The organism is Streptomyces sp. NPDC056161 (assembly GCF_042268025.1).
Taxonomy (GTDB): domain Bacteria; phylum Actinomycetota; class Actinomycetes; order Streptomycetales; family Streptomycetaceae; genus Streptomyces.
Window position 1 is genome coordinate 1 of the sequence record NZ_JBHJUV010000139.1, and the last position, 3,250, is coordinate 3,250.

3 protein-coding genes are annotated in these 3,250 nt (G+C 74.9%); all 3 read left to right on the forward strand.

The genetic code is table 11. The annotated features are described in order from the left end of the window. Positions 1-291, forward strand: a 291-nt coding sequence (locus tag ACFC09_RS45890; protein ID WP_376539146.1) for an alpha-glucosidase C-terminal domain-containing protein, incomplete at its 5' end; no start/stop codon positions are given. Positions 292-437: 146 nt separating this feature from the next. Then, a complete protein-coding gene (locus ACFC09_RS45895) occupies positions 438-1,877 on the forward strand; it encodes a maltokinase (RefSeq protein ID WP_376539148.1) in 1,440 nt (479 codons plus the stop codon). Between the two features lie 151 nt (positions 1,878-2,028). Continuing rightward, on the forward strand, positions 2,029-3,250 hold a 1,222-nt coding region (locus ACFC09_RS45900), incomplete at its 3' end, for an alpha-amylase family glycosyl hydrolase (RefSeq protein WP_376539150.1).

Here is a 3,250-nt window from a genome sequence, read left to right on the forward strand (position 1 = left end):
AACCCCGCCTTCGGACTCGGCACCTACACCGAACTCCCCTCCACCAACCCCGCCGTCCTCGCCTTCCTCCGCGAACACGAGGACGACCTCGTCCTGTGCGTCCACAACTTCTCCCGCTTCGCCCAGCCCACGGAGCTGGATCTGCGCCGGTTCGGCGGGCGGCACCCGGTCGAGCTGTTCGGCGGGGTGCGCTTCCCGGCGATCGGCCGGCTGCCGTACCTGCTGACGCTCGCGGGCCACGGCTTCTACTGGTTCCGGCTGCGCGAGGACGGCCCGCCGGGAGCGGCGTGAGCTGCCGTCGCGGCGCCGCGCACCGCCCCGGCACCGCGCCCCTCCGAGGCGGTTTCCGCCGCCTCGCCCGGGGCACGCATGAGTAACACCCCACCGGTTCTGGCACCCCCGAGGCGAACCACAGAATGGGGAAAGGACGTCACGTCATGGCGGAAACGGTCACCCCGTCCGACCCGACAAGTCCCGCTCAGCTGCTCGCGTCCCTCGATCCCCTGCTGCGCGTATGGCTGCCCGGACAGCGCTGGTTCGCGGGGAAGGGACGCCCGGTCACCGGGTTCTCGGCGGTGGCGGTCACCGAACTGCTGCCCCTCGCGGGGCTCTCGGCCCCACCCGGCCAGGACGGCGCCCCCGCCGCCCGGCTCGGCCTGTACCACCTGCTGGTCCGCGCCCACCAGCCACCCGTACCGGGCGCCGAACCGCATCCCGGCGACTGCTACCAGCTCCTCGTCGGCGCGCGCGAGGCGCTGCCGCCCCGGCTGGCGCCCGCGCTGATCGGCCACGTGGAGCACGGCCCGCTCACCGGGCACACGGTGTACGACGCCCTGTACGACCCCCGGCCCGCCGAGGTGCTGCTGGAGGCGCTGCGCACCCGGGCCCGGGTCGGCGGGCTGCGCTTCGAGCGGGATCCGCACCAGGAGATACGCGACGGGCTGGCGGCCCGACTCCTGACCGTCGAGCAGTCCAACTCGTCGGTCGTCTACGGAGACACGTACATCCTGAAGCTGCTGCGCCGGGTCGTGCCCGGCGTCAACCCCGATCTGGAGATACCGCTGGCCCTGGCCGGCGAGGGCTGCGCCCGGGTGCCCGCGCCGACCGCCTGGCTGCGCACGGAGGCCGCGGGAGGGGCCGACGAGCCCTACGTCCTGGCCGTGCTCCAGCCCTTCCTGCGGGGCGCCGCCGACGGCTGGGAACTGGCGCTGCGCGCACGGACCAAGGGCGAGGGATTCGGGCCCCAGGCCCGCGCGCTGGGCCGGGCCACCGCCGACGTGCACCTCGCCCTCGCACACGCGCTGCCCACGGTCACCCTGGCGCGGAGCCGGCTGGAACCGCTGGTCGGCGGCATGGTCCGGCGGCTCGCGGCGGCGGTCCACGCGGTGCCCGCCCTGCGTCCCCATGAACCCGGGCTGCGGTCCGCCTACACCGCGCTGGCCGATCTGGCCGCCGAGGGACGCACCTGGACCGCCCAGCGCGTGCACGGCGATCTGCACCTCGGGCAGTGTCTGCGCGCACCGGACGGGCAGTGGTCGCTGATCGACTTCGAGGGCGAGCCCGCCCGGCCGCTGGCCGAGCGGCGCATGCCGCAGCCCGCGCTGCGGGACGTCGCGGGGATGCTGCGCTCCTTCGACTACGCGGCGCACTCGGCGGGCCCGCCGCAACCGGGCTGGGCCGCGGCCTGCCGGGCGGCGTACTGCACCGGGTACGCCGAGGTCGCCGGACACGACCCGCGGGCCGATCCCGTACTGCTGCGGGCGTACGAGACCGACAAGGCGGTCTACGAGGTCCTCTACGAGGCCCGCCACCGGCCCGACTGGCTGCCGGTGCCGCTGTCCGCGGTCCGCCGCCTCGCCTCACCCGACCAGCCCTGACCCGCCCCGCGCCGAGGAGGCAACACCCGTGACCCCCCGCCCCCCGTCCAGCGCTCCGGGAGCACCGCCCCCGCAAGACCGGCGGCCCACGGCCGAACGGCCCCCGACGGTCCGGACGCCGACCGTCAGACCGGCGGCGAGGCACTCCGCCGTGGGCAGGGGCGCCCGGGGGCCGGGCGCCGACGGCGCCGGGACCGCCGGGTCCCCCGCCGTCGGCGACCGCGACCGTGAGCGGCTGCTGAACGCAACCCATCACGATCCGCACGCCGTGCTCGGGGCGCACCCGCTGGCCGGTGGCGTGGCCGTGCGGGCCTTCAGGCCGTACGCCCGGTCGGTCACCGTCGTCGCCGACGGTCTGCGGGCCGACCTGCACGACGACGGCGGTGGTTTCTTCTCGCTCCTGCTGCCGCTGCGCGACGTGCCCGCGTACCGGCTGGAGGTGAGGTACGAGGACGCCGCCGCCGTCCACCGGACCGAGGACGCCTACCGCTTCCTGCCCGTGCTCGGCGACCTGGACCTGTATCTGATCCAGGAGGGCCGGCACGAGCAGCTGTGGCGGGCGCTGGGCGCCGAACCGGTGACCCACCAGGGCGTGCGCGGCACCCGCTTCTCGGTGTGGGCGCCGAACGCCCGGGGGGTACGGCTGGCCGGCGGGTTCAATTTCTGGGACGGCACCGGGTACCCGATGCGCTCGCTCGGCTCCTCGGGCGTCTGGGAGCTGTTCGTGCCCGGTGTCAGCGCGGGCGAGCTGTACAAGTTCGAGATCACCCGCCCGGACGGCTCGCGGACGCTGCGCGCCGATCCGATGGCCCGGCGCACCGAGGTCCCGCCCGCCACCGCCTCGGTCGTGGACGCGTCGCACCATGTGTGGGGCGACGACGACTGGCTGGCGCACCGCGCGGACGTCCCGGTGCACGAGGCGCCGTTCTCCGTGTACGAGGTCCACCTCCCGTCCTGGCGACCGGGACTGACGTATCGGCAGCTCGCCGACCAGCTGCCCGCGTACTGCAAGGACCTGGGCTTCACGCACGTGGAGTTGATGCCGGTCGCCGAGCACCCCTTCGGCGGCTCCTGGGGCTACCAGGTCACCGGCTTCTACGCGCCGACCGCCCGGCTCGGTACCCCGGACGACTTCAAGTACCTGGTCGACGCGCTGCACCGGGCGGGCGTCGGCGTGATCATGGACTGGGTGCCCGCCCACTTCCCGCGCGACGACTGGGCGCTGGCCGAGTTCGACGGGCGCCCGCTGTACGAGCCCGGGGATCCGCGGCGGGCCGAGCATCCGGACTGGGGCACCCTGGAGTTCGACTTCGGCCGCACCGAGGTACGCAACTTCCTGGTCGCCAACGCCGTCTACTGGTGCGAGGAGTTCC

What these genes read in the sequence shown, in the direction of transcription:
- ACFC09_RS45895 (WP_376539148.1), top strand. Translation starts at nt 438, where the DNA reads ATGGCGGAAACGGTCACCCCGTCCGACCCGACAAGTCCCGCTCAGCTG.